9 protein-coding genes are annotated in these 9,379 nt (G+C 72.7%); 2 read left to right on the top strand and 7 right to left on the bottom strand.

Annotated elements, in window-relative coordinates; translation table 11 throughout:
• The coding region (locus ABEB16_RS10735) for an HpcH/HpaI aldolase/citrate lyase family protein (RefSeq protein WP_345712248.1) at positions 1-749 on the top strand (749 nt) is incomplete at its 5' end.
• Between the two features lie 99 nt (positions 750-848).
• Here the strand turns inward: ABEB16_RS10735 and ABEB16_RS10730 are convergent.
• The 6 genes from ABEB16_RS10730 to ABEB16_RS10705 form a co-directional block, all read right to left on the bottom strand.
• Positions 849-1,685: an undecaprenyl-diphosphate phosphatase gene (locus ABEB16_RS10730; protein ID WP_345712247.1), complete on the bottom strand. Its 837-nt coding sequence runs from the start codon at positions 1,683-1,685 to the stop codon at positions 849-851.
• A 215-nt stretch (positions 1,686-1,900) separates the two neighbouring features.
• Positions 1,901-3,436 (bottom strand): arabinosylfuranosidase ArfA, encoded by a 1,536-nt coding sequence (arfA, locus tag ABEB16_RS10725; protein ID WP_345712246.1) that lies wholly within the window; start codon positions 3,434-3,436, stop codon positions 1,901-1,903.
• Between the two features lie 53 nt (positions 3,437-3,489).
• Positions 3,490-4,419, bottom strand: coding sequence for a carbohydrate ABC transporter permease (locus ABEB16_RS10720; protein WP_345712245.1), 930 nt, complete (start codon positions 4,417-4,419; stop codon positions 3,490-3,492).
• The gene (locus ABEB16_RS10715) at positions 4,416-5,372 is read right to left on the bottom strand and encodes a carbohydrate ABC transporter permease (RefSeq protein ID WP_345712244.1); all 957 of its coding nucleotides are present in this window, start codon (positions 5,370-5,372) and stop codon (positions 4,416-4,418) included. Before ABEB16_RS10715 ends, ABEB16_RS10720 begins: the two co-directional genes overlap by 4 nt.
• Positions 5,373-5,490: 118 nt before the next feature.
• Positions 5,491-6,849 (bottom strand): ABC transporter substrate-binding protein, encoded by a 1,359-nt coding sequence (locus ABEB16_RS10710; protein WP_345712243.1) that lies wholly within the window; start codon positions 6,847-6,849, stop codon positions 5,491-5,493.
• 417 nt (positions 6,850-7,266) lie between these two features.
• Positions 7,267-8,340 (bottom strand): LacI family DNA-binding transcriptional regulator, encoded by a 1,074-nt coding sequence (locus tag ABEB16_RS10705; RefSeq protein ID WP_345712242.1) that lies wholly within the window; start codon positions 8,338-8,340, stop codon positions 7,267-7,269.
• 203 nt (positions 8,341-8,543) lie between these two features.
• On the opposite strand from ABEB16_RS10705, the gene ABEB16_RS10700 reads away from it, so the two are divergent.
• Complete coding sequence (locus ABEB16_RS10700) at positions 8,544-8,813, top strand: DUF2277 domain-containing protein (RefSeq protein ID WP_345712241.1); 270 nt, start codon at positions 8,544-8,546, stop codon at positions 8,811-8,813.
• Between the two features lie 16 nt (positions 8,814-8,829).
• On the opposite strand, the gene ABEB16_RS10695 is transcribed toward ABEB16_RS10700, so the two are convergent.
• Positions 8,830-9,379: DUF6537 domain-containing protein (locus ABEB16_RS10695; protein ID WP_345712240.1), on the bottom strand; the 550-nt coding region annotated here is incomplete at its 5' end.

Here is a 9,379-nt window from a genome sequence, read left to right as displayed (position 1 = left end):
ACGCCAAGGCCGCGGCCGCCGCCGACGTCGTGGTCCTGGACCTGGAGGACGCGGTCGCCCCCGGCGCCAAGGAGGCCGCGCGGCGGGCGGTGCGGGCCGCGGACCTCGACCCGGCCCGCACCGTGGTGCGCCTCAACCCCGGTGGGGACGAGCAGCGGCGCGACCTGGACGCGCTGGCCGGCACCGGGTTCGACGTCGTGATGCTGGCCAAGGCGGAGTCGGCGGAGCAGGTGCGGGCGCTGGCGCCGCTGCGGGTGCTGGCGCTGTGCGAGACGGCGCGCGGGGTGCTGGCCGCGGCGGAGCTGGCCGCGGCGGGCGCGGCGGGGCTGATGTGGGGGGCGGAGGACCTGCTGGCGTCCCTGGGCGGGCGCGGCAGCCGCACCCCGGACGGCCGCTACCGCGACGTCGCACGGCACGCGCGCTCCAGCGTGCTGCTGGCCGCGGGGGCGCACGGGGTGCCGGCCGTCGACGCGGTGTTCCTGGACCTGCACGACCTCGACGGGCTGCGGGCGGAGGCGGCGGAGGCCGCCGCGACCGGGTTCGCCGCCAAGGCGAGCATCCACCCGGCGCAGGTGCCGGTGGTGCGGGAGGCGTTCCGCCCGCCGGCGGCGGAGGTGGAGCGCGCCCGCCGGCTGCTGGCCGCGGCCGAGGGGCAGCGGGGGGTGTTCGCGTTCGAGGGCCGGATGGTCGACGCCCCCCTGCTGCGCCACGCCGAGCGGGTGCTGCGCGCGGCGGGCGCGCCGGGCTGAGGACCCGGTCCCCCGGCGGACGGGGCGCCCTCCGCCCGGTAACGGCGCACGCCGCCACCCGGACCGGGTGGCGGCGTGCGCCGTGCTGGGGCCGGACCGTCAGGTGGCGGTGATCCATCCGGCGGTGAGGGCGACGGCGAGCAGCACGCCGACCACGACGCGGTAGCCGATGAACACGGTGATCGGGTGGTGGGCGACGAACTTCAGCAGCCAGGCCACCGAGGCGTAGGCGACCACGAAGCTCACGACCGTGCCCACGATCGTCGGCACCCAGCCCACCGTGGCGGAGATCTCCGAGGACGCACCGATGGCCTCGTACACCCCGGCCGCGCCGAGGGCGGGCACGGAGAGGAAGAAGGACAGCCGGGTGGCGGTCACCCGGTCCACGCCCAGCAGCAGACCGGCGCTGATGGTGGCGCCGGAGCGCGAGACGCCGGGCACGAGGGCGATGCACTGGGCCAGACCGACGAGGACCACGTCGCGCAGCGTGAGGTCCTGCTCGGTGCGCTTCTGGGTGCCGCGCTTCTCGGCGAAGAGCATCACCCCGCTCCACAGCACGAGGCCGCCGGCGACCACCCACAGGCTGCGCAGCGGCCCGGCGACGAGGTCCTGGCCGAAGAAGCCCACCAGCCCGATCGGGATGGAACCGGCGATGACGTACCAGGCGAAGCGGTAGTCGAAGGACGTCCGCGCGTCGCGGTCGGTGAGCCCGCGCACCCAGGCGGTGAGCAGCCGGGCGATGTCGGAGCGGAAGTAGTAGACGACCGAGAGGATGGCGCCGAACTGGATGACGGCGGTGAACGCGGTGACACCCCGGTCGTCCACCTGCAGACCGAGCAGTTTCTCCGTGATGGTCAGGTGGCCCGTGCTCGAGACGGGCAGGAATTCGGTGACTCCCTCGACCACTCCCAGCACCACAGCCTGCAGGATGTCCACTCGGGTCCCTCTCGATCGACCGACGCGCGTGCGCCCCCATGCTGGGGGATCGGCCGCTGCGCCGGTGCCGCGGGTCCTGTGGACGGCTGGTGGATCCTGTGAAGGTCTGCGGGGCAGCGCTCCCGCCCCCGCGCTCGCGGGGGCGGCGGTCGCGGGGTGCGGGAGCGCGGTGTGGCCGCGGGCGGGGGCGACGGTCACCCCCCGCCCGCGGCGGCTCAGCGGAGCGCGACGGCCGTCCAGGACACCGGCGGCAGCTCCAGGGTGAGGGTGCCGTCGGCGAGGACCGCGCTCTTGTTCTCCACCGGCGCCACCCGCTCCGGCTCCTCCAGCGTGTTGCGGGCGTGGGGGTCGTCGTCGGTGAGGGTGTGGGTCTCGGCGATGCGCAGCTCGCCCATGCCGGACAGGTCCACGGTCACCGTGACGGCGTCGGTGGTGCTGCGGTTGACGAGGAAGACGGCGGCCTGGCCCGTGTCGGGGTCGTGCGTGGCCACGGCGTCCACCAGCGGCACCTCGCCCAGGGTCGCCGTCGGGTAGGTCGGCGCGGTCAGCTCCACCCGCAGCGCGTTGCCGCGCCCCAGGCGGGAGGTGAGGGCGAAGGGGAAGAAGGTCGTCTGCCGCCACGCCGGGCCACCGGGCTCGGTCATGATCGGGGCGATGACGTTGACGAGCTGGGCCAGGCTGGCCGCGGCCACCCGGTCGGCGTGCTTGAGCAGCGAGATGAGCAGGTTGCCCACGACCACGGCGTCGGCCACGGTGTAGACGTCCTCCAGCAGCCGCGGCGCGTAGGGCCAGGAGTCGATGTCGGTGATCTTGTCCTGCTGCTCGAAGCGCTCCTGGTCCCAGACGTTCCACTCGTCGAAGGACAGGTCGATCCGCTTGCTGCTGCCCAGCTCCGCCCGCACCGAGTCGGCGGTGGCGACGACGTCCTCGATGAAGCGGTCCATGTCCACGGCCGAGGCGAGGAAGCCCGCGAGGTCGCCGTTGCGCTCGTGGTAGTAGACGTGGCAGGAGATGAGGTCGACGTCCTCGTAGGTGTGCTGCAGGACCGTGCGCTCCCAGGACCCGAAGGTGGGCATCTGCCGGTTGGAGCTGCCGCAGACGACGAGCTGGACGCGCGGGTCGAGCTGGCGCATCGCCTTGGCCGTCTGGCTCGCGAGCTTGCCGTAGTCCTCGGCGCTGCGGTGCCCGATCTGCCAGGGCCCGTCCATCTCGTTGCCCAGGCACCACATGCGCACCGCGAAGGGCTCGGTCGTGCCGTCGGCGATCCGCTGGTCGGCCAGCGTGGAGCCGGAGCGCACGTTGGAGTACTCCAGCAGGTCCAGGGCCTCCTGCACCCCGCGGGTGCCGAGGTTGACGGCGAGCATCAGCTCGCTGCCGGCCTTGGCGTTCCAGCGGGCGAACTCGTGCAGGCCGACCTCGTTGGTCTCCGTGGAGTGCCAGGCCAGGTCGAGGCGGCGGGGGCGGGACTCGCGCGGCCCGACGCCGTCCTCCCAGCGGTACCCCGAGACGAAGTTGCCGCCGGGGTAGCGCACCGTGGAGATGCCGAGCTCGCGGACGAGCTCCAGGACGTCCTCGCGGAAGCCGTCGGCGTCGGCCGTCGGGTGGGTCGGCTCGTGGATGCCGTCGTAGACGCAGCGGCCCAGGTGCTCCACGAAGGAGCCGAAGACGCGGCGGTCGATGCGGCCGACGGGGAAGCGGGGGTCGACGACGACGTGGGCTGCCGGCTGGGCGGCGGACGTCTCGGGTGCCATGTGCGGGGTCCTCGGGAGGTGGTGAGCGGGTGGGAGGAGCGGCGGGGTGCCGGCTACTTGAGGCTGCCGATCGCGAGGCCGCCCTGCCAGTACTTCTGCAGGGACAGGAACGCGATGACCAGCGGGACGATCGAGACGAGCGAGCCGACGACGATGAGCATCCACAGGGACTCCCCGCCGCCGTTGTTGGCGCCGGCGAGGCCCTGCAGCAGGCCGATGCCGACGGTCACGGGGAACAGGCGGGAGTCCGACAGCATCGCCAGCGGCAGGAAGTAGTTGTTCCACGTGGCCACGACCGACAGCAGCAGCACGGTGACGATCGCCGGGCGCAGCAGCGGCAGCGCCACCTGGAAGAACGTGCGGAAGGTCCCGGCGCCGTCGACGCGCGCCGCGTCGAGGATCTCGTCGGGCACGCCCTCGGAGGCGTAGACCCGCATGAGGTACACGCCGAAGGGGTTGAGCAGCGAGGGCAGGATGACCGCCCACACCGTGTTCGTCAGCTCCATGCGCGACAGCAGGACGAAGGTGGGGATGACCAGCGCCGTCGCGGGCACCATGACGGCGCCCAGCAGCACGGAGAAGGTGAGGTTGCGGCCCCGGAAGTCGAACTTCGCGAACCCGTACCCCGCCAGGACCGCCAGGACGGTGGACCCGATCCCGCCGGCGAGGGCGTAGAGGAACGAGTTGCCCATCCAGCGCAGGTAGATGCCGTTGTCGTAGGCGAACAGGGACCGCAGATTGTCCACCAGGTGGAAGCCGTCGGCGAACCACAGGGCGCCGTGGGGGCTGGCGAACAGACCCGCGGTGTCCTTGGTGCTGGCCACCAGCAGCCACCACAGCGGCAGCGCGAAGTAGACGACCAGCCCGATGAGGAAGAGGTTGCTCAGCAGCTTCTTCGGGCGCCGCGGGGTGCGCCGGTCCTGCGGGGACGCGCTCGTGCGGGGCGCGGCGGTGCCGCCGGCGGGCGGGGTCAGGACGGTCACAGGAAGCTCCCCCGCTTGCGGGTGGCGAACAGGAAGACGTAGACGCCGACGAACACCACGGCCCCGAGGGCGAAGGAGAGCGCCGAGGCGTAGTTGAACTGCGCGAAGGAGAACGCCGTGCTGAAGGCGTACATGTTCGGGGTGAAGTCCGGCGGGATCGACCCGTTGGAGATGCGCCCGAGGATCTGCGGCTCGGTGAAGAACTGCAGCGTGCCGATGACGGCGAAGACGAGGATGAGCACCAGCGCGGAGGACACCATGGGGATCTTGATCCGCAGCGCGACCTGCCAGCCCGTCGCACCGTCGATCTCGGCGGCCTCGTAGATGGCCGGGTCGATGCCCTGCAGCGCGGCGTAGATGACGATCATGTAGTAGCCGGCCCACTGCCAGGTCACGACGTTCACGAGCGCGCCGAAGACGTTGTCCGGGCTGAGCAGGGTCGGGGCGTCCATGCCGACGAGCTCGAAGAGCTGCTGCAGCGGACCGAAGTTCGGGCTGTAGAGGAAGCCCCACATGAGGGCGCCGATGACGGCCGGGATGGCGTAGGGCACGAACATCATCAGGCGGGAGAAGCGGCTGAGCCTGGTGGTCAGGGTGTCCAGGACCAGCGCGGCCGCCAGCGAGACGAGCATCTGCACCGGGATGAGCACGGCGGAGAACTTGACGACGAACCACAGGCCGTCGAGGAAGACCTCGTCGGTGAACGCCCGGGTGTAGTTGCCGAGGCCGACGAACTTCGTCCCGGTGGCCAGGCCCTTGGTGTAGAGGCTGAGGTAGAACGCGTAGGCCAGCGGCGCCACCAGGAAGACGAGGAACACCACCCCGAACGGGGCGATGAACAGCCAGCCCTTCGCGTCCTCGCGCTTGCGCCACCTCGAGCCGCCGCCCGCGGGGCGGGGGGTACCCGCCGCAGGGGGCGGCAGCGCCACCACCTGGTCCGTCCGTGCTGCCATCACCGTCTCGCCTTCGTGCGCTCTGGGGGTTCGTTACCACCGGTCCGGGGAGGGGGCGCGACACCCTCCCCGGACCGACGTGCTCATCGCCGCGGCGACGTGCTCACTCGCTCCGCGGTCACTCCTGGACCGTGAAGCCCTGCTGCTTGCCGTACTCGACCATGGCCTTCTGCAGGTCGTCGGCGGCCTGCGAGCCGGTCTTCTCACCGTTGTTCATGGCCGTGATCTGCTTGGTGAACTCGGCGTAGAAGCTCGTGGAGTACGGGCTGTAGGTGGAACCCTTGTAGGCGTTGGCGGCGGGGATGTAGACGTCCTTGTTGGCCGTCTGGCCGCTGAAGAACTCGGTCTGGTTGTTCACGAACCAGTCCGCGCCCAGGACGGTCTGGTTGAGCGGGAAGATGACCTGGTCCTTCGCGCCCTGCTCCAGCGACGCGTCGTCGGCGTAGAGGCCCTTGGCGACCTTGGCGGCGAGCGCCTTGTCCTTCGCCTGGCTGGTCACGGCGAAGGTCGACCCGCCCCAGTTCACGGAGACGGGGTTGGCCGGGTCCCACTGCGGCAGCGGCGCGACCGCCCAGGTGCCCTTGTCCGCACCCTCGCCCGCACCGGCGCCGGTGAGGTAACCGGGGGCCCAGGCGGCGGAGATGTACGTGGCGTAGTCACCGTTCACGACGCCGGAGATGTACTCGGTGGTGAACTGGTCCTGGGTGCCGACGAGCCCGTCGCTCACCAGGCCGCCCCAGTAGTCCAGCACCTTCTTGGCCGGCTCGGAGTCGAGGTCGATCTTGAGCTTGGTCTTGTCCGAGGCGCTGTACTGCCACGGCGTCGCGCCGGCCTGCTCCATGAGCGCGACGGTCGGGGCCGGGATGTTGCTCGGGAAGTCGCCGAAGAGGGGGCCGCCGGCCGCCTTCAGCTTCTCGGCGGCGGCGCGGTACTCGTCCCACGTGGTCGGGACGGCGATGCCGTACTTGTCGAAGATGTCCTTGCGGTACATCATCGCCATCGGCCCGCCGTCGACCGGGATGGCGTAGACGGCGTCCCCGCTGGAGACGTCCTTCCAGGCGCCCTCGCTGAAGTTGCCCTTGACCTCGTCGGCGCCGTGCTCCGTGAGGTCGACGAGCGCTTCCTGGATCGCGAAGACGGGCACGGTGTCGCCCTCGAGCATGATGACGTCGGGTGCGCCGGTGCCGGCGGAGACGGCGGTCTGGAACTTGTTGTACTCGTCGGCGCCCTGGCCGGCGTTGCTCCAGCAGACCTGGACGTCGGTGTTCGCCTCGTTGAAGTTCTTCACCACCGACTCCATGTTCGGGTACCAGGCCCAGACGGTGACCTGCGGGGCGTCCGGGTGGGTCACGGGGACGCTGCAGCTGGCCTCGGCGCCGGTGGCCGAGGTGCTGCCGCCGCCGTCCCCACCGCCGCACGCGGCGAGGGAGGCGAGCACACCGGCGCCCAGGAGGGCGGTCACGAGCTTGGTCTTCACTGCGTTCTCCTCGGAGTTGCTGCTCACCGGGGCCCCGGGGGGCCCGGTCGTGGTGTACCGCGCCTGGTCCGCGCACCGGCGGCGTCGCCGTGCGCGGGGTGCGGGTGGTGCTGGGGGTCGTGCCGTGCGGCGGCGCGGGACGTCGCCTGGGGGTCGCGCTCCGGTGCGGGGTCGCTGCCGCGCCGTTCCGCAGCCGTCGCGGAGGTGGTGGGCCGCATCGTCCTCGACCGGTCGCCACCGGCGTCCGCGCCTGGCCGGGCGGGTCGGTGTTGCGGTTTACAACGTTGTGAACGACATCTTGAGGACGGACGGGGAAAGTGTCAAGCGAGCCGGTGCGACTGTGACCCGGTCGTCATCGAAGCGCTTTCCCGTTGCAGCGCAACGGATCGAAACGACCACTCACCGCAGCCGAAGCCCTCAGGCGGACGAGCGCTCGACGAGGCGGAACCCGGCCTCGAGGCGCTGCGGGGGCACCGAGCGGTCGGCGATCCGCCGCAGCAGCAGGTCCACGGCCCGCTCCGCGATCTCACCGCGGCCGGGGTCGATCGTCGTCAGGGACGGTGAGCTGTAGAGGCCCTCGTCGGAGTTGTCGAAGCCCACGACCGCGACGTCCTCGGGCACCCGCACCCCGGCCAGGTGCAGGGCGTGCATCGCACCCAGCGCGAGGGTGTCGTTGAACGCGAAGACGCCGTCGAAGGCCACCCCGGACTGCAGCAGGGACCGCATGGCCTCGTCCCCCTGGCGCAGGTGCCACAGGCCGGCGACGCCCAGCAACCGCTCGTCCACCGGCACCCCCGCCGCGGCGAGCGCCTCGAGGTAGCCGCGCAGCCGCAGCCCCGCCGAGCCGATGACCTCCCCCGGGTGGACCCCGACGACGGCGATGCGCCGGCGCCCGCGGGCCAGCAGGTACTCCGTCGCCGCCCGCGCTCCCTCCACGTTGCGCATCGTCACGTGGTCCACGCCCGGGTGGAAGAGCCGTTCACCCAGCAGGACCAGGGGCGTGTCGACCTCCAGGAACCGCTCGTCGCCGGCGCCCATCTCCAGCGGGCTGAACAGCAGCCCGTCCACCATCCGCAGCCGCGGGCTGGTGAGCAGGTCCACCTCCCGCTGGCGGTCCAGGTTGGTCTGCTCGACGATGACGGCCATCCCCCGCCGGTCGGCCGCCCGGATCACCTCGTCGGCGAGCTCGGCGAAGTACGGCAGCCGCAGCTCCGGCACGGCCAGGGCGAGGGCACCGGTGCGGCCCGAGCGCAGGGTCCGGGCCGTCGGGTTGGGCCGGTAGTCCAGCTCGCGCACGGCCTCCATCACCCGCTGGCGGGTGTCGGGGCGCACGTGCGGGTAGTCGTTGACGACGTTGGACACCGTCTTGATGGAGACCCCCGCCAGCCGCGCCACGTCGCGCAGGGTCGAGGCGCGCGCGTCCGTCAAGACCACGGGCAGGTCCGCGGCCTCGGTGGAGCCGGGTGCGGCGGAGCGGGGTGCGGCGGTCACCGCCGCCGCCGGCGAGGAGCCGTCGGGTGCGTGCGCAGTCTCATGTGCAGTCCTCACCAGCGGGTCGCGCCCGCACCGCCGCTGCGGCGCGACGAGGGGTACAACGTTGTAATCGCATCGTGCCGCCCGCACCGCCCGAAGTCAACGAGGCGCCGCACCCGGGAGAGGGTACGCCGTCGCAGGCCGGTCCTACCCTGGCGCGCATGTGCAGGAACATCCGCCCGTTGCACAACTTCGCCCCGCCCGCCACGGAGGACGAGGTCGCCGCCGCAGCCCTGCAGTACGTCCGCAAGGTGAGCGGCTCGGCGCGCCCCTCCCAGCGCAACGCCGCCGCCTTCGACCGGGCGGTGGAGGAGGTCGCCGCCGCCACCCGCCGGCTGCTCGCCGAGCTCGTCACGACCCAGCCGCCCCGGGACCGCGAGGTCGAGGCCGCCAAGGCCCGGGCGCGGGCCGCCGTCCGGTACGGCACCTGAGGCGGCGGCCCGCGGATCAGCCGAGCAGCCCGCCGACCCGCGCCGGCAGCGGGAACCCCAGCTCGGCGCGGCGCGCGGCGTAGCGGCGCACCCCGGCGAGCTTGACGTCCTCGTAGCCGCGCACCTCCTCCACCGCGTCCAGCACCGCCACCGCCCGCTCCACGCCACCGGCGCCCAGCCCGGCGGCCAGCCGCGGCACCAGCTCGGCCACCTCCGCGGCGAGCGCGCGCTCCAGCCGGCGGGTCCTGGTGTGCCCGAACGGGTCCAGCGGCGTACCGCGCAGCACCCGACCGCGCGCCAGCACCCGCAGCGCGGGGCGCGTCCCCGGCCCCAGCCGCAGCTTGTGCCGCAGACCCGCGGCGCGCAGCAGCGGCGGGTGCAGGTTGTACGAGGGCCGCACCGCACCCGGCACCTGCGCCAGCACCTCCGCCTCCAGCGCCGGGTCGGTGAGCAGCCGCGCCACCTCGTACTCGTCCTTGTAGGCCCACAGCCGGTGCACCGCGCGGGCGACGGCCTCGCTGAACGCGGTGCCCGCGCCCAGCCCCCGCTCGGCGTGCCAGGCGGTC

It is taken from the genome of Kineococcus glutinatus (assembly GCF_039542765.1).
Lineage (GTDB): Bacteria > Actinomycetota > Actinomycetes > Actinomycetales > Kineococcaceae > Kineococcus_A > Kineococcus_A glutinatus.
Note: the sequence above shows the minus strand (reverse complement) of the source record. Positions and strands in the feature narration are given on the sequence as shown.